The sequence below is a fragment of the Pseudomonas baetica genome, from assembly GCF_019733355.1.
Lineage (GTDB): Bacteria > Pseudomonadota > Gammaproteobacteria > Pseudomonadales > Pseudomonadaceae > Aquipseudomonas > Aquipseudomonas baetica_A.
In genome coordinates, this window is the sequence record NZ_JAIHLQ010000017.1 from 1 (window position 1) to 21270 (window position 21270).

17 protein-coding genes are annotated in these 21270 nt (G+C 51.0%); 6 read left to right on the forward strand and 11 right to left on the reverse strand.

Annotated features, from left to right (window positions below; translation table 11 throughout):
• Positions 1 to 202: 202 nt before the first annotated feature.
• The 5 genes from K5E40_RS16920 to K5E40_RS16940 form a co-directional block, all read right to left on the reverse strand.
• On the reverse strand, positions 203 to 535 hold the full coding sequence (locus K5E40_RS16920; RefSeq protein ID WP_017341680.1) for a DUF2790 domain-containing protein: 333 nt from the start codon (positions 533 to 535) through the stop codon (positions 203 to 205).
• Between the two features lie 142 nt (positions 536 to 677).
• Entirely contained in the window at positions 678 to 875 is a 198-nt protein-coding gene (locus K5E40_RS16925) for a co-regulatory protein PtrA N-terminal domain-containing protein (protein WP_221731823.1), read from the reverse strand.
• A gap of 143 nt (positions 876 to 1018) precedes the next feature.
• Positions 1019 to 4192, reverse strand: coding sequence for a CusA/CzcA family heavy metal efflux RND transporter (locus K5E40_RS16930; protein WP_045061358.1), 3174 nt, complete (start codon positions 4190 to 4192; stop codon positions 1019 to 1021).
• 26 nt (positions 4193 to 4218) lie between these two features.
• Positions 4219 to 5448 (reverse strand): efflux RND transporter periplasmic adaptor subunit, encoded by a 1230-nt coding sequence (locus tag K5E40_RS16935; protein ID WP_045061359.1) that lies wholly within the window; start codon positions 5446 to 5448, stop codon positions 4219 to 4221.
• Between the two features lie 88 nt (positions 5449 to 5536).
• Positions 5537 to 6823 carry a TolC family protein gene (locus K5E40_RS16940; protein WP_152644308.1) on the reverse strand — a complete coding sequence of 429 codons (1287 nt, stop codon included), beginning with the start codon at positions 6821 to 6823 and terminating at the stop codon, positions 5537 to 5539.
• A 365-nt stretch (positions 6824 to 7188) separates the two neighbouring features.
• On the opposite strand from K5E40_RS16940, the gene K5E40_RS16945 reads away from it, so the two are divergent.
• The 4 genes from K5E40_RS16945 (at position 7189) to K5E40_RS16960 (ending at position 11854) form a co-directional block, all read left to right on the forward strand.
• On the forward strand, positions 7189 to 7863 hold the full coding sequence (locus K5E40_RS16945; RefSeq protein ID WP_045061360.1) for a heavy metal response regulator transcription factor: 675 nt from the start codon (positions 7189 to 7191) through the stop codon (positions 7861 to 7863).
• Positions 7860 to 9287: a heavy metal sensor histidine kinase gene (locus tag K5E40_RS16950; RefSeq protein WP_045061361.1), complete on the forward strand. Its 1428-nt coding sequence runs from the start codon at positions 7860 to 7862 to the stop codon at positions 9285 to 9287. Before K5E40_RS16945 ends, K5E40_RS16950 begins: the two co-directional genes overlap by 4 nt.
• A gap of 483 nt (positions 9288 to 9770) precedes the next feature.
• The gene (locus tag K5E40_RS16955) at positions 9771 to 10445 is read left to right on the forward strand and encodes a heavy metal response regulator transcription factor (RefSeq protein WP_045061362.1); all 675 of its coding nucleotides are present in this window, start codon (positions 9771 to 9773) and stop codon (positions 10443 to 10445) included.
• On the forward strand, positions 10442 to 11854 hold the full coding sequence (locus K5E40_RS16960) for a heavy metal sensor histidine kinase (RefSeq protein ID WP_115146708.1): 1413 nt from the start codon (positions 10442 to 10444) through the stop codon (positions 11852 to 11854). Before K5E40_RS16955 ends, K5E40_RS16960 begins: the two co-directional genes overlap by 4 nt.
• A gap of 41 nt (positions 11855 to 11895) precedes the next feature.
• Here the strand turns inward: K5E40_RS16960 and K5E40_RS16965 are convergent, their stop codons facing one another.
• A complete protein-coding gene (locus K5E40_RS16965; RefSeq protein WP_045061364.1) occupies positions 11896 to 12228 on the reverse strand; it encodes a DUF2790 domain-containing protein in 333 nt (110 codons plus the stop codon).
• A 285-nt stretch (positions 12229 to 12513) separates the two neighbouring features.
• Positions 12514 to 13191 (reverse strand): heavy metal response regulator transcription factor, encoded by a 678-nt coding sequence (locus K5E40_RS16970; protein WP_090470194.1) that lies wholly within the window; start codon positions 13189 to 13191, stop codon positions 12514 to 12516.
• Between the two features lie 583 nt (positions 13192 to 13774).
• Here K5E40_RS16970 and K5E40_RS16975 point away from each other — a divergent pair.
• Together K5E40_RS16975 and K5E40_RS16980 are read left to right on the forward strand one after the other, a co-directional pair.
• Positions 13775 to 14545 carry a hypothetical protein gene (locus K5E40_RS16975; RefSeq protein ID WP_184336316.1) on the forward strand — a complete coding sequence of 257 codons (771 nt, stop codon included), beginning with the start codon at positions 13775 to 13777 and terminating at the stop codon, positions 14543 to 14545.
• A gap of 194 nt (positions 14546 to 14739) precedes the next feature.
• The gene (locus K5E40_RS16980) at positions 14740 to 16440 is read left to right on the forward strand and encodes a phosphoethanolamine transferase (protein WP_045057964.1); all 1701 of its coding nucleotides are present in this window, start codon (positions 14740 to 14742) and stop codon (positions 16438 to 16440) included.
• A gap of 249 nt (positions 16441 to 16689) precedes the next feature.
• Here K5E40_RS16980 and K5E40_RS16985 read toward each other — a convergent pair whose 3' ends face one another.
• The 4 genes from K5E40_RS16985 to K5E40_RS17000 form a co-directional block, all read right to left on the reverse strand.
• Complete coding sequence (locus tag K5E40_RS16985; protein WP_260455821.1) at positions 16690 to 17205, reverse strand: ATP-dependent zinc protease; 516 nt, start codon at positions 17203 to 17205, stop codon at positions 16690 to 16692.
• Between the two features lie 72 nt (positions 17206 to 17277).
• Entirely contained in the window at positions 17278 to 18192 is a 915-nt protein-coding gene (locus tag K5E40_RS16990; RefSeq protein ID WP_045058199.1) for a cation diffusion facilitator family transporter, read from the reverse strand.
• A gap of 181 nt (positions 18193 to 18373) precedes the next feature.
• Positions 18374 to 18790, reverse strand: a complete 417-nt coding sequence (locus tag K5E40_RS35430) for a zf-TFIIB domain-containing protein (protein WP_311770672.1) — start codon at positions 18788 to 18790, stop codon at positions 18374 to 18376.
• A gap of 30 nt (positions 18791 to 18820) precedes the next feature.
• A complete protein-coding gene (locus K5E40_RS17000) occupies positions 18821 to 21175 on the reverse strand; it encodes a heavy metal translocating P-type ATPase (RefSeq protein WP_045058201.1) in 2355 nt (784 codons plus the stop codon).
• Positions 21176 to 21270 lie beyond the last annotated feature (95 nt).

Genomic DNA, 21270 nt, shown 5'->3' on the forward strand with positions numbered 1-21270 from the left:
CAGTATGGAAATTAAGGATTAATAAGTGCTTAAAACAGGCTTATTCATCGAAAAAAGTCGATATTTCTAGAGTTTCAGCGAAGTGCTCTCTTTTTTACAGCCTGACGCCCGATTTGCTGGAAAAAGAAGGTCTTACTTCAGACCTTCCCTAAGTATTGAGGTTAATCGAGCGTTATAAATCCCTCTGACAGCAGCATAGCTGCTAGCCGCCTCGTTTACGACACTCTCCAGCCACAGTGTACCTAATTGTATTTAGCTGTCCTTTTGAATCTTCATAGGTCATTGCGGCGGGCACCACTGCGCAGACTTTTGCAGGCCGCACCACACTGATAACCTTCACAACATCCACCTTCATCCCGTACTCGTATTCTTTCGACACAGGGGCGCTTTTCCCCTGGCTAATTGCATACTGCTCCATGGCTTTAGCATTCGCCACCATCATCTTTTCAAAGGCTTTGTCTCCTCCCCCTTCCGCCAGTACGAGAGAGGATAACGTCAGAGCTCCAGCGAAAGTAATAATACTCATGAACTTCATATTTAGTACCTCATATATTAACTGTTACAAGGATATCAATTCGAACATTGCGATGGCGTGGCGGCTAGGTTACGAATGTGTAATAAAGCCGTAAAAAAAACCGCCGCCGGAAACCGGAAGCGGTTTTTTATACGCAGTACTACTACATTTTACCTGTCTCATCTTTAGCATCACTTGAAACCACGGGAACGCTCTTCCCTTCTCTAGCAACATATGCCTCCATTGCCACATCTCGCGCCGCCATCATTTTTTCGAAGGTTCTGTCCCCCCCACCTTCGGCTAAAGCAACTGAAGAAAGGATTAAAGCACCCGCAAGAGCGCAGATTTGAACAATTTTCATACTGACACCTCATATAGTTAACGCTAGTAGGGTATCAATTCGAACCTATCAACACGGTGGCGCCAAGATTACAGATTCGTTATGTAGCTCACATAAAAAAGCCCACTATCGAATCTCGATAGTGGGCTTTTAAAACTAAAGAATTATACGGCTTCTATTTTATCGTCTTCGTCTTCGGCTTCTTCCTCGTCTCGGCGGTGCGCCCATTGATAAAGCGCAGGCAATATCAGCAGGGTCAACGCAGTTGAGGATAGGATGCCCCCGATCACCACGGTAGCCAGGGGTCTCTGGACCTCTGCCCCCGTTCCGGTGGCCAGTGCCATCGGAATAAAGCCAAGAGAGGCCACCAGAGCTGTCATCAACACTGGGCGCAAACGGGTAAGAGCCCCTTCATTGATTGCGGAACTCAACGAATGTCCTTCCTCCCGAAGATTGCGGATGAACGCAATCATCACCAGACCATTCAGCACCGCCACGCCCGACAACGCGATGAAACCAACACCTGCCGAGATCGACAGCGGGATGTCTCGGAGCCATAAAGCCATGACTCCCCCCGTCAATGCGAATGGAATACCGGTGAACACCAATAGGCCATCCTTGAGGTTGTTGAACATCATGAACAAGAGTGCGAACACCAAGAGCAGGGCCACCGGGACTACAATCTGTAGTCGCTTGGCAGCGGATTGGAGCTGCTCGAACTGTCCTCCCCAGTTGGTCCAGTAACCGGCCGGGATCTGCACTTCTTTATCAATGGCGCTACTGGCCTCCTGTACAAATGAGCCGATATCACGCCCACGCACGTTGGCGCTGACGATCACCAGACGTTTGCCGTTTTCACGACTGACCTGGTTAGGTCCCAACACTAGATCGAGGCTAGCCACCTCTGAAAGAGCAATAAACCCGATCTGATCGGCATTGGTGTTAAGCAGCGCCGGTACCGGGATTAGCAGTGTGGACAATCCCTCGAGATCCTTACGCATGGCGTCGGATAAACGCACCACCATGTCGAATCGGCGGTCTCCCTCATACATCGTACCGGCTTGACGACCACCGACCGCCACCGCAATGGTGTCTTGTACGTCGCCAACGTTCAGTCCGTAACGGGCGGCTTTGTCACGGTCGATGTTGATGGTCAGTACCGGCAGTCCCGACGTTTGCTCGACTTTGACCTCGGAGGCACCATTGATCTTCTGCATGGACGCGGCAATTTTTGCAGCGGTGCTGTTAAGCACCGCCATGTCATCACCGAAGACCTTGACCGCCACATCACTGCGCACGCCTGAAATCAGCTCGTTAAAACGCAATTGAATAGGCTGAGAAAGCTCATAGTTGCTTCCGGGCATTCCGGCTGTAGCTTTTTGGATATCAGCTACCAACGCCTCTCTGGATTTATTCGGATCAGGCCATTGATTCTTCGGCTTGAGCATCACGTAGCTGTCAGAGATGTTTGGTGGCATTGGGTCTGAGGCAATTTCTGCTGTACCAGTACGAGCAAACATCCGCTTGACCTCCGGTACCTTTGCTAACACAAGTCTTTCCAGACGTTGCTGCATTTCTACCGATTGCGTCAGGCTGGTACCTGGTACACGCAGTGCTTGTAACGCGAAATCCCCTTCACTGAGGCTCGGCACAAACTCGCTGCCCATTCGACTGGCGACCACACCGCACACCGCGATAACGGCTAGTGCTATGGCGAATGCCATTGATCGATGGCCCATGACCCATTCTAGCGCTGGCGCATACACCCGACGGGCGCCACGCATGATGATGTTCTCTTCTTCCTTGACCTTACCGGTGACGAACATCGCAATCGCCGCCGGGACAAAGGTCACCGACAACAGCATCGCGCCGAGCAAGGCAATCACCACAGTAAACGCCATCGGGTGAAACATTTTTCCTTCGACGCCGGTGAGGGCAAAAATCGGTAGGTACACGACCATGATGATCAACTGGCCGAAAATCAGCGGTCGGCGTGCTTCCTTGGCCGCCGCGAACACTTCGTGAAAGCGTTCGGAGCGGGTGAGGATGCGTCCGTGGTGTTGCTGTGCATGGGCCAGACGACGGATGGCGTTTTCGACAATGACCACCGCGCCATCAACGATGATGCCAAAGTCCAACGCTCCGAGGCTCATCAGGTTGGCGCTGACCTTGTTGGTGAACATGCCAGTGAATGTGAATAGCATCGCGAGCGGGATCACCATGGCAGTGATCAGAGCGGCGCGAATGTTGCCAAGGAACAGGAACAGAATCGCGATTACCAGAATCGCACCTTCAATCAAGTTCTTCTTAACGGTGGCAATCGCCTTGTCCACCAAATTGGTACGGTCATAGACGGTGACTGCCACCACCCCTTTTGGCAGTGAGCGGTTGATTTGCTCAAGCTTGCTGGCAACGGCCTGGGCCACGGTGCGGCTGTTCTCACCGATCAGCATGAACACTGTGCCGAGCACCACTTCACGACCGTTTTCGGTCGCGGCCCCCGTGCGCAATTCACGGCCGATGTCCACGGTTGCGACGTTCTTGACGCGGATGGGCGTACCGTCGACGTTGGCCATGACGATATTGGCGATATCGTCGGTGGTCGCTACTTGGCCGGGTGCGCGAATCAGTAACTGTTCGCCACTGTGTTCGATGTAACCGGCACCGACGTTAGCGTTGTTGCGCTCCAGCGCTGTAACAAGGTCAGTCAGCGTAAGCTTGTAAGCCGCCAAGCGTTTTGGATCAGGCGCAATCTGGTACTCCTTGGCGAACCCGCCAATGGTATTGATTTCGGCGACCCCGGGAACATTGCGCAGCTGAGGTTTTATGATCCAGTCTTGGATCACCCTCAGGTCGGTCGGCGTATAGGGGTTGCCGTCCTCCTTGACAGCACCTTCTTCAGCCTCGACCGTCCACAGGAAAATTTCACCCAGACCGGTTGAGATCGGCCCCATGACGGCTTCCACACCCTCGGGCAGTTGCTCCTTGGCCACCTGCAACCGTTCGTTGACCAATTGTCGGGCGAAGAACAGGTCAGTGCCTTCCTTGAAGATCACTGTGACTTGCGACAAACCCGAGCGTGACAGCGAGCGAGTTTGTTCTAGAGCCGGCAAACCAGCCATTGCAGTTTCGATGGGGAACGTGATGCGCTGCTCGGTTTCCAGTGGTGAAAAACCTGCTGCCCCTGTGTTGATTTGCACCTGGACGTTGGTGATATCGGGAACGGCGTCGATCGGCAGCTTCTGGTAGCTGGCTATACCGAGGCCGGCCATGAGGAGAACCGCGAGCAGCACGATGATGCGCTGCTCGATGGCAAATTGGATCAGGCGTTCGAACATGAGAACCTTCTCGTGGAAGTGGCGGATCAGTGGGCGTGTTCAGCCGAGGCTTTACCCAGTTCTGATTTCAGAATGAAACTGCCGGCAGCGGCGACTTGAACACCGGGCTCCAGGCCCTCCGTGATCTCGACCAGACCCGCCGAACGGCCACCTGTCTCCACTGGCTGAGCTTTAAACCCGTCGTCCGTTCGAACGAAAACAGTTTGCTTGTCCTCGACCGTCTGGATAGCCGCTTCTGGTACTGCGACCTTTGTTTGCCGAGTATCAGTGTCAACCTGCACGGTCACGAATAGCCCGGGACGCCATGCACCTTGTGGATTGGCCAAGGTCACGCGGACCGTGGCTGTACGAGTTTGCTCGCCCAACAAACTGCCGACATAGGCCACGGTTCCAGTGACTTCGGCATTCAGTTCCGGCGCACTGACCGTGACCGACTTGCCCACCAGTACCTTGTTTAAATCCTTTGGCGAGACACCAAAGGTCACCCACACACGCGACAAGTCGGAGAGGGTGAAGGCATTAGTGGTTTCGCTGACAACCTCACCGAGGCCCAAGTGTTTCTCAACGACAACCCCGTCAAACGGCGCACGCAATTCATATCGGTTACCCCCGCTGGTGACCGAGCTGCCACTGAGTACGCTGATTTTTTGTCGAGCATTGCTGAGGGCGATTTCGGCTTCTTGCAAAGCCTGGCGGGCTTGCAGGAAATCCTGTTCGGCAGAGATTTTGTCCTGCCATAACTGTCGCTCTCGCTCGTAGGTAGTACGGGCCAACTCAAGACGACGTTGCGCCGCGGCTTGTTCACTACGCTGATCAGAAATTTGTTGGCTGGCGATCACGGCCAGCAACTGGCCTTTTTTCACCGGTTGACCAAGATTGACATGGACCGACTCGACGACACCGGGTACGCGGGGCACCACATGCGCAGTGCGGTCTTCATCAAAACGGATTTCTCCAGGAAAGGGCAATGAAAGGCTAATACTCTGCGCCTTGGCTTCGACCAACTGGATGCCGGCTGAGCTGATCTGCTCTTCGCTCAGAGTCAAGTGACCTTCTTCCGCTTCGCCTTCGGCGTGTTCGCCCTCGGCCGATTTCTTGCCAGTAGTTTCATCGCCGTGATCGTCATGGCCTTTGCCCTCCTGAGCCTGAGCCTGAGCTTCGGCTGAGGGCACCGATGGGCTGCCCATCCACAACGAGCCGATGCCTATACCCACCGTCAAGGTCAGTGCAGTGACGAGAATTAGTTTTTTATCCATGGAAACTCCCTGCGCAGCCCAGTCGGCAGTCACGGATTACCGTGGTATTGCGATGCTGAGCAGCGGTAAAAAAAGCGTTATATGAAATTCACGGAGTACGAGTGAGAAGGGCGACATCTCCGAAAATTCGCTCGATGCGCACCCAGGCGTCTGTCGCCTCGGCGATAGCCTGGATGTATTGCGTGCGGGCGCTAATCAAGGTGCGCTGAGCATCGAGTACGTCGAGGAAGTTAAACTTGCCCATTTCGAAACCTCGGGTAGCGGTGTCGACGGCACTTTGCGCGGCAGGCAGGATGGTTTGATTGAACGACGCGACTTCAGTGTTAGCCGTCATCCACTGATCCAGGGTGGTCTGGATTTCTGTGCGCAGGCGTAACTCACTGGCGTTACGAAGGTCGCGGGCTTGATCGGTACGGCGGGCAGCGGCTAGTACGTTGCCCTGGTTACGGTTAAACAATGGGATGGGCATAGACAGCCCCACAACATTCACCCGCTCGCGCTCGCGCTCGTCGTATTGGCTCCCGATACTCACGGTGAGGTCGGGAATTCGCTGAGCCTTCTCCAGGCCAAGGGAGGCTTCCCGCTGATCTATTTGCAGTTTTGCCAATCGTAGCTCCGCGGTTTCACCTATGCGATTAAGCAGCAGTGACGAATCCGGTACGGTTGGCATCGACCGGCCTGGATCACCCACAGACACGAATGCAGGCAAAGGCGCGCCCATGACCTGAGCGAGTCGCTGGTAGGCACTGGCCTCATCCCGCTCAGCCCGCCTCAGCTCCAGACGCACTTCTGATAGCTGAACCTCTGCGCGAGTACCTTCAACGGGTGAGGATTTACCACTCTTGATGCGACCTTGAGCTACACGCAAACCGCGCTCGGCGAGCTCAAGTGATTGACGTGATAACAGCAGCCTTTGCTGAGCCGTCGAGGAGCTGTAAAACGCCTGAATGACATCGGCACGCAGAACATTGCGTTTGCGTTCCAATTCAATCCCGGCCGCGTCTTGAGCTCGACTGGCCACCTCGATCCTAGCCCCGCGCTTACCGCCAAGCTCGATCGGCTGGTTGATCATTACCGTCGTAGTGCGCGAGTTTCGCCGAGTATCTTCAGCCTCCCAGGAAACCTCAGGGTTAGGGATCAACCCTGCCTGCTGTCGCTCTCCCTGAGCAATACCAGTCTCCCATTGAGCGGCCGCCAGATCAGGGTTATTGGCAAAAGCAGTTTCAAGCGCCTGATCCATTGTGAGCATTTGAGCGGTCGCCGCAAACAAAGGACTAGTAAAAAGCGCAAGGATCGAAATGAGACCTGCTCTTAGCATGGTCTTATGCGTGATTGGGTGAGCAATAAACTTTCTACACCGAAGTAATTCCATCATTCCTTAAACCTTTAAAACAAAAAGAATTTCCCATGAGGCAAATGTAATTCTCCGCACCTATCAACAAGGTGACTGAAAAATTACAAATACGTTATCCAGCGGAAAAACCTCAATTAATGCATTAGGATGAAGTCAATAAGTGCTCGCGCCAAGAAACAACCCGAAACAAAAAAGGGGCGCCGAACCTAATACTTTGGGAGGTAAAGGAAATATGACGAACCTTGCAAAGCTTTAAAAAGACCATATTGCGAATAAAATTAAAGATGTAGCCAGAATCGAAACGTTTATACAGATTAATAATGCCCTTAAACCATGTTTAACGAGCATCAAATCATTCCGATACATTTACCAGAGGGTGAAATCCTATGCGAATCCTTGTGATAGAGGACGAGCTGAAGACTGCTGAGTACTTACATCAAGGCCTGACTGAAAGTGGCTATATTGTAGACTGCGCATCGACCGGGGCTGATGGACTCCATCTAGCACGTCAGCAAGCTTATGATCTGGTAATACTAGACGTAAATCTACCTGAAATTGACGGTTGGGACGTTCTTGAAAATATTCGGCAGACTAGTAGCACTCGGGTAATGATGCTGACTGCAAGAGGGCGTCTGGCAGACAAAATCAAAGGATTGGATTTGGGAGCCGATGATTACCTGGTCAAGCCATTTGAATTCCCTGAGTTGCTTGCAAGAGTACGCACTTTAATGCGTCGCAGCGAACATATTCCAGTTCCGGAGGTATTAAAAGTCGCTGACCTTGAACTTGATCAAGGCAGACATCGCGCATTCCGCGGAAAGCAACGCATAGATCTGACGACAAAGGAGTTCGCGCTGCTTCATCTGTTGATGCGTCAATCAGGAGAGGTGTTATCTCGCACTCAAATTATCTCTTTAGTGTGGGATATGAACTTTGACTGCGACACAAACGTTGTCGAAGTTTCGATACGAAGATTGAGAGCAAAAATAGATGATCCATTTGAAACAAAATTAATACATACCCTTCGTGGCGTAGGCTATGTATTGGAGGCGAGGAAATGAAACCGGTCAGCCTATCGATGCGGCTGGGGTTGACAGTTAGCATTATGGGAGCGGTACTAGTAGTGCTTTTAGCGATACTAGCTTTTTTAGCGCTTACTCACGAACTTGATTCGCGCGCAAAAAATAGCTTAGAGAAGAAGATGAGTCAGATTGAGCACAGTCTACTGATGGATATTAGTACCCGCGACATGAGTTTAAAACCACACGTGCTATTAGATCAAGTGCTGGGACACGACAATCTTAACCTGACCATCTTTGATGATGACAACATGAGTGAACCTCTGCTGAGTTTTGGAGCAGATATACCTGAAGTATCTACAAATCAAGCCGGAACAGCCGCCAGTAATAAGCTGTCGTACTATTCCCCAGCCGAAGAGTCCGGAATCCACATCCTCACCGCCTCTAAGCTCATGAAATTAAAGGATGGTGAGTTCGTATCGGTCCTACTGTCTATTGATCGCTCGAATGATGAAACGCTATTGAGCGCCTACCTGAGTTCGACCATTGTAGCGGTTCCACTGTTGCTGATTCTGATTGGTATCAGCGCCTGGGCTATTGTGCAACGTGGCTTATCCCCCCTTCGGGAATTCCGGAAAGTTGCAGCAATGGTGTCGGCCCAGGATTTAAGTCATCGACTCTCAGTTGTCAAGATGCCCCAAGAACTCAGTGAGCTTGCTCACGGTATAAACTTCATGCTGCACCGTCTTGACGGCGGAGTTCAACAACTATCGCAATTCTCTGATGACTTGGCGCATGAGCTGCGGTCACCGATTACGAACCTTATGGGGAAAGCTCAGGTAACACTTTCTCGAGAACGCCCGGCAAAAGAGTACAAGGCTGTTTTAGAGTCATGCACCGAGGAACTAGGACGAGTCACCAGAATTGTTTCAGACATGCTTTTCTTGGCCCAAGTTAGTCATCCGGCCGCACTCGTGCCGTTTGAAAGCATTTTACTAGAGGATGAAGCCCTAAAAGTCATCGACCTTTTTTCGCTATCGGCTGAGGAAAAGAGCGTTGGTATAACTGTCAGCGGATGGGGTAAAGTTTTAGGTGATCGGCTCATGATTCAACGGGCTATTTCCAATCTTTTATCAAATGCCATTCGTCACTGCCCAGCAGGGCAGTCCATTGCTATAGCGATTGAAACGCAATCTGAAAAAGTCTCCCTATCAATAAGCAATCCTGGGGTAGGAATTGAGCACCAGCACTTGTTTCACATTTTCGATCGCTTCTATCGTGTGGATAACAGTCGCTCACGAGCTGAAGGTGGTACTGGATTAGGGTTGGCCATTGTCCGATCCATCATGAGCCTGCACCAGGGAATGGCAGAGGTCCAAAGTATGCCGGGCCATCTGACAGTTTTTCAACTTACATTTCCAAAATATAATGCACAAAGCAACTTAAAAGCCCAAAAACAAAAGTAGTGATTTTAGTAAAGCCGTAACTAAAATCACGATAAACAATAGTCCAAAAACGCGAATCCGAAAATGCATAGAGCATAGATAGCGCGGGGTACTTAAAAATCGCAAAGCGAGATCAACTCCCCTTGGTACATCCTGCCAGTCTCCCCAAAAAATGCGTGCAGCATTAAATTGACTATCTGCGCCGTAACACTTCGAAACGATTCCCCATAGATATCAGCCGAGCGGAGCTTGGCTTCTGGCTGAAATAAATGTACGGGAGTCGCGCATTAACATGCCTGCGACATATAGTCGCAAATACTTTTATCGTAAAATGTCCTCCTCCTGTTGACCCTGTAGCAGCTTCAGGCTTGATACTGATCACTTGAGCAATGCGCGGTTTTGAGATTTTTATGATCGAATAGTTCTACATCATTTCTTAGTCGGGCACTTAAATAAACTTCGAAATTTTATTATTCAATTCATATTACATAGGGCGGCACTACCATGCGAATGCTTGTAGTTGAGGATGAGCTTAAAACTGCCGAATACCTGCATCAGGGTTTGACTGAAAGCGGCTATATAGTAGACCGCGCGGCGAATGGTACGGATGGACTTCACCTTGCGCGTCAACAAACCTACGACTTGGTAATACTTGACGTCGATCTACCACAACTTGATGGCTGGGGTGTGCTCGAGCGACTGCGCCAAAGCAGTAACACCCGGGTCATGATGCTAACCGCTCGCGGGCGCCTGGCGGACAAGATCCGCGGCCTGGACCTGGGTGCCGATGACTATCTGGTCAAGCCATTCGAATTTCCGGAACTGTTGGCCCGGGTACGAACTTTAATGCGTCGCAGCGAACAAGTTTCCGTCCCTGAGGTCTTGAAAGTCGCCGATCTGGAACTCGACCAGGGCCGCCATAGGGCCTTCCGGGGCGAGCAGCGTATCGACCTGACGACCAAGGAATTTGCTTTGCTGCACCTTTTGATGCGCCAGTCGGGTGAGGTGCTTTCCCGCACTCAGATCATTTCATTGGTCTGGGACATGAACTTCGACTGCGACACCAATGTGGTCGAGGTTTCAATCCGCCGCCTGAGGGCCAAGATTGATGATCCTTTTGACAAGAAGCTAATCCATACCCTGCGCGGCGTTGGCTATGTACTGGAGGCCCGGGAATGAAGTCGGCAAGCCTGTCGATGCGGCTGGGTTTGGCGGTGAGTATCATGGGCGCATTGTTGGTGTTATTTCTGGCGGTTCTTGCGTTCCTCGCGCTAACGCATGAGTTAGATAAACTGTCAAAAGACAACTTGAGCGAGAAAATGCGGCAAATCGAGCACAGTCTTTCGCTGTATGAAAAACCTGTCGACATCAACATTAAACCGCACGTTTTGCTGGATCAGGTGATGGGGCATGACCACCTCAACCTTACCATTTATGACCTGATAAATATGAGGACGCCGCTCTTGAAGTCAGGCTTTGGCTTGACGGACCCCAGGGCGGAGTTGAAGGCGGCAGGGGCTGCCACCGACAAGGTGTCGTACTCCCGAAGCACCGATGATCAGGGCCGGCACTTCCTGACTGCATCCAGACTGATCCGCTTGCCGAACGGTACGAATGTCGCCGTATTGCTGTCGCTTGATTGCGCCAACGATGAAGCGCTGCTCAGCACATATCTAAGCTCGACGATCATGGCCTTGCCGTTGCTGCTGCTACTTATCGGCCTCAGTGCCTGGGCAGTGGTAAAACGGGGGCTCGCGCCGCTGCGGGAGTTTCGCAAGGTGGCCGCCATGATCTCTGCTCAGGACCTCAGCCATCGACTCTCGGTGGTCAAGATGCCGCAGGAGCTCAGCGAACTGGCCCATGGCATCAACTTCATGCTGCACCGACTAGACAGCGATGTTCAGCAGTTGTCGCAGTTCTCCGATGACTTGGCCCACGAACTACGAGCACCCATTTCCAACCTGATGGGCAAAGCCCAGGTGACGTTGTCCCGGGAGAGGCCGGCCGAGGAGTACAAAGCGGTTTTGGAGTCCTCCACCGAAGAGCTTGGGCGCGTAGCCCGGATTGTCTCGGACATGCTTTTCCTGGCACAGGTCAGTCATCCCGCTGCGCTGGTCCCGTTTGAGACCATTGCTCTGGAGGATGAAGCCTTGAAGGTCATCAATCTGTTTTCACTGTCGGCGGAAGATAAACAGATCAGCGTGAGCGTTACTGGCAGGGGGTCGACCATTGGTGATCGGTTGATGATTCAGCGGGCAATTTCCAACCTGATGTCCAATGCAATCCGCCATTGCCCAGTAGGCCAAGCCATCACAATCACCATCGAAGTCCATGCCACAGAAGTCTCGCTACATGTAGCCAACCGAGGCGCAGGTATTGAACCTCAACACCTACCGCACTTATTCGATCGCTTTTATCGAGTTGACACTCATCATTCGCGCGCTGGAGGAAGTACCGGGCTTGGTTTAGCCATTGTGAAATCAATCATGAGTTTGCATCAGGGAGTCGCAGAAGTTAATAGCCGCCCGGGTAAGATCACGACCTTCAAGCTGGGTTTTCCAAACATCCATGGACACACCAACTGGTGATACCAACCATTGAAAAAACAGCCCTTATTCACGTCATTCGTTCATTCGTGCGTGTTACGACACACACCAATAATTTGGTATTCAATAGTGTGAAGCTTTCCAGCTGAGTCCTCATAGGTCATTCGAAAAGGTACAATGTTGCAAGAGCGAATTGGTGGGGTCATACTCACCACTTTTGCGATATCAAACTTCATTCTATAGTGATATTTCTGAATTTCCGGAGCGGTCTTGCCTTTTTGCGCAGCGTAGGCGGCCATTGCTTTCTGATTTGCTTCCATGGCGTTGACAACGTTGCGATCACCACGGCTTTCAGCGAATTCTATCGAAGGCAATGATTGCGTCAGTGCAACAATACTTAGTTTTAACAGACTCATAGCAGAGTCTCTTTGAAGTAGTTACAAAGCTGTTAAACTTAAGTACGTTAACGAGGTAAATCTTTATTAATTGTCTAATGAGAATTACTTATTTGTAATTTCCAACCGTTATCCTCACAAGCTCAGTGAAGTAACATAATCAGCCAAGCACAGTGCTTCCCCACCCCGAAGACGATTTTCGTAATCTAATAGAACTGTGATTTTAGAGTGGCATTTGTGTGTTCTGTTTATAAAGTTGTTGCCGATTATTTCACATAACTTCAAAATTCGAGGGATTAAGAGGGCTCATTGATCACGCTTTTCGAGAACATATCCAACACCGCGCAAGGTATGGATTAGCTTGTTGTTGAAAGGATCATCAATCTTGGCCCGAAGCCTTCTCATCGACACTTCAACAACATTGGTGTCGCAATCAGCACTCCGCCCCCAGACAGAGGACATGATTTGCGTGCGCGACAGCGCCGTACCAGTCTGGCGCATCAAGAGGTATAGCAGGGCGAACTCCTTGGTGGTCAGCTCAATCCGCTGCTCGCCTCGGAAGGTCCGGTGTCTACCAAGATCGAGTTCCAGGTCCCCGACACACAGCACGTCGGGCAATGCCGACAATACAGCGCGACGCATCAGAGTGCGTACTCGGGCCAGCAGCTCTGGAAACTCAATTGGTTTGACCATGTAATCGTCCGCGCCTAGGTCGAAACCCTTGATTTTTTCCTCCAGACTACCTTTAACGGTAAGTATCATGATGGGCGAAATAGTGACCTTGCGAATACTTACAAGTAGGCCCCAATCGTCACGTTGCGGTAGGTTTGCGTCAAGCACTACAAGATCATAAGCCTGTTGGCAGACCAAGCGTAAGCCATCGATTCCGCTGGCGACGCAATCAACGATAAATCCGCTTTCGGTCAGCCCCTGGTGCAAATAATGGGCAGTTTTCGGCTCGTCTTCTATTATCAAAATACGCATTTTTCATAAAGTCTCGACACTAAATAATAAATCATCCTTACACACGTATAGAAAATTTTATTTACCGATAAACTTCAACATATTTGCGTTGTACGATTTTAGTCAGTAAGGAGCTATTGCGCGCTGTTGTGGCTCCGTTATGTTATCGACGTCAAACATACAAATATACAAATATACAAATATACAAATATACAAATATACAAATATACAAACATACAAACATACAAACCTACACACTAAGTAGATCTTAGACTAATTGTCCGCGGCAGAGGGGGGATAACAAATTTGTAATTCTTCTGTCACCCTTCTGATAACTGTTCAGCAGTACATTGAGCCTGCAAAAAATCTATGCGTCATAGGATCCTGCGGTCGTGTCGACTTCTGATCGAATTCAGCCGGCAGAAATCGATCAGAAGTCTTTTAGACCATCAAATATTTATGAGTTAACAAAGAAACTGCGCACTTTGGGGGCGTAAATCTCGTTATGCCATCTCGCATTAGAAAAATGTTGTGGGCGGCTGGCCCACCGTCTCGTGTTTCGTCGTTGATGACGGCGTTGCTTCGGGCAACCCACGCCGAGGCTGTGACCAAACCTCAAATAGCATTGACCAATAACCCAAGCCTCGCAGATGCACAGTGGGAAATCCAAACTGCCCAAGCCGGGCAGCAACAGACTGATTTGATCCCCAATCCAGTACTAATAATAGATGCCCAAGCCTTCCGCGAAAATTCGAACACTACCAACGTTAAGCTCCGCCGGACACCGAAAAGGTGCCGCAAAAGTCACGCATGGATTGAGGTCGCATCTAAGAGTAAAGGCATAGTGGCGCTGGAGTCTAAACACTGCCGTAATGACTTGCGCCCCGATGATCGAAGTTTTTTACGGCGTCATGCTTGCACAGCAAGGTCTGATTTCAGCTCAGAGTTCGCACTGTCTGGCGGAACGATGACCAGCATCCGGAAGCGGTTGAACCTGGTGGGCGCTTCAACGCCGATTTTGTTTTTCGGCCGCAAACTAAAAAGCATTTCGTCGGAGGCTAGCCGCACCTATCAGTCTCGTGATATGCACAACGTCGCCGAACCGCGCCTGCGGTACGAAATCCATCTTGCTGTAGACAAGCGCTCGATGGCCCACAGAGAAAAGAAGTTCTTCAGTCAAGTGATCCTTCCCGCCGCACGAAGCGCCAAGGACTCCAACACTAATTTCTTTGAAATATCCAACCGCAAGTTTACGGGTGTTCTGGGCCCTCCGCGCACCCGTATCCAATACCTCGCTTCAGCACAACTACTGGCGTTCAAGGACGAATCGAGCGGATCTACAGCCACGTCACTTACTTGGGGTGCTACCTCATGAAAAAGATTTTCATCAGCGTGGGGTGTCTGGCGGTTTGGCTAGTCGCAGATCGCCAACTAGCTGACGAGAACGTTCAGGGTCACTGGTGCATCCACGAGTTGCACCGCGCTATTGGCGATTTTTTCTTACCTAAAATGTAGTGACACTCCAGTGGCAGTTCGCGCCTGGATACGTCGAGATTTTCCGGAGTACCCATGAATAACAAAGTACCAATTCGCAGTTGGGAAATCACACTCGGCAGCAATCAGTTAATTCTTGCAGTTTCGACTTGGCTTCTATTGTTTAGTAACTGGCCATTTTGGCGTGCTGTCTGGCAAGGCGTGGGAGGCCTACAAGACGGAAACACCATATTCGTGCTTAGCCTGCCTTGGTTCGTGTTGATTTGGCTCTACGTATTACTCAGCGTGATGGCTTGGGGACGATTGATAAAACCTGTGCTAGCTATCGTGTTGCTGGTTGCGGCAGCAACGAGTTACTTTATGAATAGCTATGGCATAGTAATTGATTACAGCATGCTAACGAATGTGATGCAGACGGACAGCTCCGAAGCCACGGAGCTGTTGAACTCGGATCTACTGCTGTGGATGCTGGGCTTTGGTGTTATGCCGGTGCTGGTTATCACTCGAGTCCGTTTGATTCAAAGATCGTGGTCCCGCGCACTTGCTCATCGATTCATGGGGGTGGCGGTAGCGCTCACCTGCTTGGCGATCGTCGTATTTACGCTTTATCAATCCTATGCATCGCTGATGCGTAATCATCGCGAACTCAGGTTGATGTTGGTTCCGTCGAATGTGGTTTCGGCAATTCATGGGTACACGCGTCGCCAGCTAGCAGTTCCCGCCGAATTAAAAACCATTGGTGCTGATGCCCGCCGTGAAGAAGCTACTGCTGGTGTACGCAAACCACGGCTAACGGTACTGATGGTGGGTGAAACCGCCAGGTCCGCGAATTTCTCCCTCAATGGCTATTCCCGGGATACCAATCCGGAATTGGCCAGTCGTGGTGTCTTAAGTTTTACCAATGTCAGCTCATGTGGAACAGCTACGGCCGTTTCCTTACCCTGCATGTTTCTGGATGTGGGTAAAGAAGGCTACAAAGACGGTATGGCGTTGCGCAGAGAAGGACTATTAGACGTGTTGCAGCGGGCCGGCGTATCGGTCCTGTGGAGAGACAATAATTCGGGTTGCAAAGGCATTTGCGACCGAGTACCAAATGAAAAATTGAACAATCAGAAATCGACGGGATTATGTAGAGCTGACGAGTGTTACGACGAAGTCTTATTGCAAGATTTACAAGCCTACTTGGATCAACAGCAGCGGGATTCAATCGTGGTGCTACACATGAAAGGCAGTCACGGCCCATCCTATTCCAAGCGCTATCCACCGGCGTTCGAACGATTCGGTCCCGTTTGCGATAATAATCAACTTGAACGTTGTACGCGCGAAAGCATTGTCAGTGCCTATGATAACAGCCTCGGTTATACGGACTATGTACTTGGGCAAACGATCGACCTGCTAAAGCGTAACGCTGAGCGTTTTGATACGGCGATGCTTTATGTCTCTGATCACGGTGAGTCCCTCGGCGAGAATGGGCTTTACTTGCACGGACTTCCTTATGCCATGGCTCCCAGCGAGCAGACTAGTATCCCCATGGTAATCTGGATCTCCAAAAACATGCAGTCGCGTCAAACCCTCGACTCCCAATGTTTGAAGGATCAGCGAGACGTATCACTGTCCCATGACAACTTATTCCATTCTATATTGGGGTTGATGGGTATTCAAACTACAGCATATCGCCCAGAGCTTGATCTGTTCAGTACCTGCCAGTCCAAAGCGTCAACACCGTTAAAGCTCGCGCAGACATTTGAGCGTCAATCAATGAAAACACCGAAATAAGTGGAGCTGCGAGAAAGATCTAAAATGACCCTATAGTATGAGCATACTTTGATTAGAAGCCATGCAACTAAATACTAATCGTTGCATGGCGCCACTTCTAACTCTTCCTAAAAATCGGCATCCGGGTGAGCTTTTTTTAAGACTATTTAGTCAGCCACATCAAGCATCAAAAAAGCTGCAAAATTCTGCCGAGCTATTTTCTCAATACATTCACCCTGCACGTATAGATAAAATGTATAATTCAGGTGTTTAATTACAGTTTGGTTCGTTAGTGAATGTGCGTGAAACATCGACCGCGCCCAAGACCCCCAAAGTTTTGCGACCAATCAATACGGGGTAGTTCATGTCGCCTCGATCCTTCAGTGAAAACTCTTCCTTATAAATTTTATCACCTATGCACATCGTCATCATGACTACTGGACGATGTTCAGCGCCACCGGCGCCTCGAACCTTTACATTTCTTTCGACGCGTCGCTCGAAGAGTGCGTTACTCACCTTCTTAGTTTTTGTGTCTTTTACTTTAACGTTGAAACGAACCCATTCCTCTCCATTTTTACGGAATCGTTCTAAGTCTTTCGCATCCATCGAGGATGTAAGAGCCCCTGTATCTAACTTTACTTTCACAGCAATATTTTCTGGTAAAAGTATTCCTTCCTCAATCCACCCGTATACCCTTTCTGGATTAGCAGGTGTTGAAAAAGCTGGCTGCGCAACAAGAGCCAAAAACAAAGCCAGCCCAGAATAACTTAAAATATTTCTGACCATTTTAATCGACCCTTTTGATCTGTATCACGACGTATAAACGTTCATCCAGCTTAAATAAATACCACGACTCAGTTAGTGGACCATACCCTCATGATCGTCAGCCAGTTGATCGTGAAAATCAGATCCTTCCATTTGGACGGTAGTATGGCTGATGTGGAACTTATCACTCATAAGGCTGGTTACTTCAGCCAAGATAGCTTGCTCGCTGCGGGAAGCCGAGTCAGCGACAAGATGGACGCTCATAACACTTTTACCACTGGTCAAAGCCCAGATATGCAAATCGTGGATATTCTTGACCCCCTCAATGCCATAAAGCGTTGCCTCTACCTTCTCAATATCGATGCCCTCTGGAACCCCTTGCAGCAATATGTTCATGCTTTCCTTGAGCAATGACCAAGTCCTGGGCAGCACCCAGAACCCGATGCCAGCCGCGACAAGTGAATCAACCCAAGTCCAGCCGGTGAAACGGATCAAAAGAGCTGCGATGATGACGCCAATAGACCCCACCATATCGCTCCAGACCTCTAAATAAGCGCCCTTCACATTGAGGCTTTCCCCACTGGCAGCACTCAGTAGGCGCATTGAAACAAGGTTGACGATGAGCCCGAACACCGCAATGACCAACATGCCAGTCGACTGGATTTCCGCCGGGACTTTAAGTCGCAGATACGCTTCATAAACGATGTACATAGCGACTAAAAACAGCAAGACCGCATTGAAGGTGGCTGCAAGTATTTCAAATCGTGCGTACCCGAAGGTCCGCTTCCTATCCGCAGAGCGTTTGGCTATATGAATAGCGACCAAGGATATCGCCAAAGCCGCAACGTCCGTCAGCATGTGGGCCGCGTCGGATAATAAGGCCAGGCTGCCGGTGACAAAAGCTCCAATGACCTCCGCGACCATAAAGCTTGTCGTCAGGGTGAGTGCGATCCACAGCAACTTTTCGTGACCGGCGCGTACTTGGCCGTGACTGTGTCCTGAACTCATAACCTTTTCCTCAAACGCCGCTCGCTGAAACTCCAACCACCCAGGTAGCACCCTTGCTACGAGTCGATTGCAGGATATAAAGACCAGCTAATACCCAAAACCGTTCCATCTCATGAAACACCCTATTTCAGAATTGGTGCTGGTTCGAGGTATATCCCGATCAAAGCGCGAAATCGCAGCCTTAATCGAACATCTCCTGCAAAAATGATTTTTTGCGGTACGACTGTTGCCCCTGATGCCCACTCTGGTTTTGATGTCCACCATGACTTTGATGGCCGCTCTGGTGGCCACCTTCTCTCCAACCGCCACCGTGACTTCCTCGCTGATCTCCATGAGCTTGGCTATCTCCATGCTGGCTGTAACCGGGTTGTACTGCTGGAGGAGCATTCTGTACGGGTGGAATTGGGTTCTGTGGAAGAAACCTAACGGCCTCCTGTTGTTGGCTGCGCTCGATGATCTTGTCGAGTTCACCTCGGTCGAGCCAAACGCCACGGCATTGAGGGCAATAATCAATTTCGATGCTTTGGCGCTCAGTCATTACGAGGGCAGTATCTTTGCAGATCGGACATTGCATGATTTGATTTCCTTGTGTGGGCATGTAATTGAACACGAAGTCGCAGCTTTCGTATCACCGACGCAGTAGCCGCAGTCCGTTGAATACGACCAGCAGGCTCGCTCCCATATCGGCGAAAACAGCCATCCACAACGTAGCGTGGCCGGACAATGCAAGCGCCAAAAATACAACTTTGATACCCAAGGCCAGTCCGATGTTTTGCTTCAAAACAGAGGCACATCGACGACTCAGGCTAATAAAATCAGCAATCTTGCGTGGGTCGTCATCCATGATGGCGACATCAGCCGTTTCAAGGGCTGTGGCAGTCCCTGCGGCCCCCATCGCAAAACCAATGTCGGCTTGCGCCAATGCTGGAGCATCGTTCACACCATCGCCCACCATGCCAACAGTACCAAAGCGGCGTTTGAGTTCAGCGACGGCGGCTTGTTTATCCTCCGGCATGAGGTTTCCGCGTGCATCCTGTATGCCGAGCTGAGCGGCGATGGACTTGGCGGTTGCAGGGTTGTCACCCGTGAGCATCACCGGTACGACATTCAACGCTTTCAGAGCAGTTACGGCAGCAAAGCTTTCAGGCCTTACGGTGTCAGCCACAGCAAAAATCGCTACTGGACCGCTGGCCGCGCAGAGCACGATTACAGTTTTTCCTGCGTTTTCCAGTAGCGACAATCGGGCCTCAAGGGCCGGCGAGCATACGCCCAACTCTTCAACCAAGCGGTGGTTACCCAGGTGCCACGATTGACCGTCGATATTGCCTTTGACGCCACGACCGTTGAGTACGCCGAAGTCCTCAACCGGCAGAGTCGCCGCATCCGGTTGCTGTAATTTCCATCCGCTGACCAAGGCCTTCGCCACTGGGTGTGTACTGTGTTCGTCGAGGCTAGCTGCGATCTGCAAAGCCATCTCGATGGGCAGATCACCAAACGGCTCGTTATCGGTCAGTACCGGCTTGCCTTGGGTCAAGGTGCCGGTCTTGTCGAGCGCCACAACCTTAAGTAGTCGGCCGCTTTCAAGGTATGCACCGCCTTTAATCAAAATGCCATGCTTGGCAGCCGCGGCTAGCCCACTGACGACGGTAATTGGCGTTGAAACCACCAAGGCACATGGGCAGGCGATCACTAACAGGACCAGGGCCTGATAAAGCCAATCGCCCCAGGTTCCACCGATCAGTACAGGGCCCAAGACAGCGACCAAGAGGGCAAGAACCACTACAGCCGGGGTGTAATAACGTGCAAACTCATCTACAAATCGCTGAGTAGGGGCTCGTTGAGACTGCGCGTCTTGTATGGCTGCCGCGATACGAGCAAGAGTACTTTCTCCTGCTACGGCCGTCACAGTCGCTTCAACCACGCCGTCGGTAACGATACTGCCAGCGTAAAGTGGGTCCCCGACCTGCTTATCAACAGGTAGGCTTTCGCCGGTAATTGGAGCTTGGTCCAGTGCGGCGCGACCTGAGTCTATGCGGGCATCCAAGGGTACTCGCGAACCCGTGCGAACCCGAATACGACTACCAAGTAATACACTCGCCACCGGATGGTCTTTCCAGCCGCCATCAGTCATGACTTCAGCGGTTTCTGGCGCCAACGCGGTCAGCGACTTGATCGCGTTCCGCGCGCGCTCCAGAGAAAGTGCTTCGATAGCCTCAGCAACGGCGAAAAGGAAAACCACCATCGCGGCTTCGGGCCATTTACCGATGATGAGAGCACCAACGACAGCCAACGACATCAGAAAATAGATGTTCAGAGTGAGGTTCTTAACTGCAATCCAACCCTTTTTGAGGGTGGGCAAACCAGCGCTCAGAATGGAAAGAGCCGCAAGCACCATAACCGGCCAAGAACCTTCTTGTCCGGTTGTCCACGCGATGACTTCAGCGGCGATAGCAGCCAGGCCACTGATGGCCAGCAATCCTTTTAGTTTTGCGCTCAGGGCCGGGGGAACCGCCGATGGCGCGGCACCGGCTTCGATCAGGCTCGGCCCCATGTCCAACGCGACTAATGCGGTGACGATTGGCTGCGGATCATCCAAGCGGTGATGCACGGTCAACTCACGATTCAGGAGGTTGAAGTCGAGCCGAACAATTCCGGCCATCGGCTCCAGTCGGTTGCGGATCAAGCGCTCCTCTGTAGGGCAATCCATTTTATCGATGCGGTAGCGAACTCTACTGGTCCCTTTCGGGGCAGGGCTACTCTTAGTAATCGCAACACCATCAGTAGCTTGCGTGCCATGAGCACAGCACGCATCGGCATGATCGTGAGCATGCTCATGCTCATGCTCATGGTCGTGACCATGTTCTTTGTGATGCTTGGGTTCAGCAGCATTAACAGACCCATGTTGATGGTCAGATCCGCAACACTCTTCTTTCTTCTGTACGTGAAGACGGAGGACCGGCTTGAGCTTGTTTTCCTGGTTCATGGTGCTTCTACCGCTTGGGATAATTTCACCATTCAACAGCCTGTACCTACTACAGGGTCAAGCGCCCAATGAAGTTATTTGAAGCTGCTTTCGTG